This window comes from Priestia sp. SIMBA_032 (assembly GCF_046535215.1).
Lineage (GTDB): Bacteria > Bacillota > Bacilli > Bacillales > Bacillaceae_H > Priestia > Priestia aryabhattai.
Genome location: NZ_JAWRXD010000274.1, coordinates 1 through 341, shown reverse-complemented (window position 1 = coordinate 341; position 341 = coordinate 1). Strand labels below are relative to the sequence as shown.

The window sequence follows — 341 nt, the reverse complement described above, 5'->3', positions numbered from 1 at the left end:
CACCTGCTCTCAAGAAATCACTTTCTGCTCTAGTTTGAAACAACTTAAAATAATTATTACTGGCAAGTGTTAACAAGTACATAAGGGGCGTTAGATGGAAATACTACATATGAAGAAATCATTATAAAAAGGAGCGATAATTTTGAAGAAAAAAGAAAAGATTCAATCACCAATTTTAGACGAAACGCTCCCGCATCAAATGAATTTTCCATCTTTTAAAGGAACAGGAAAAACGATGCAACAACCTTTTGTGAATCAATATAATGTTGTAATTGGAGACAGTAAATATAATTCCGAGAACAGTCCGCTTAACAATTGGAGTGATGAAGTAGATCCTGCCA

The 341-nt window shown here is 33.7% G+C and carries 1 protein-coding gene; it reads left to right on the top strand.

Annotated elements, in window-relative coordinates; translation table 11 throughout:
• Positions 1 to 142 precede the first annotated feature (142 nt).
• The coding region (locus SB717_RS34345) for a DUF3905 domain-containing protein (protein WP_410907316.1) at positions 143 to 341 on the top strand (199 nt) is incomplete at its 3' end.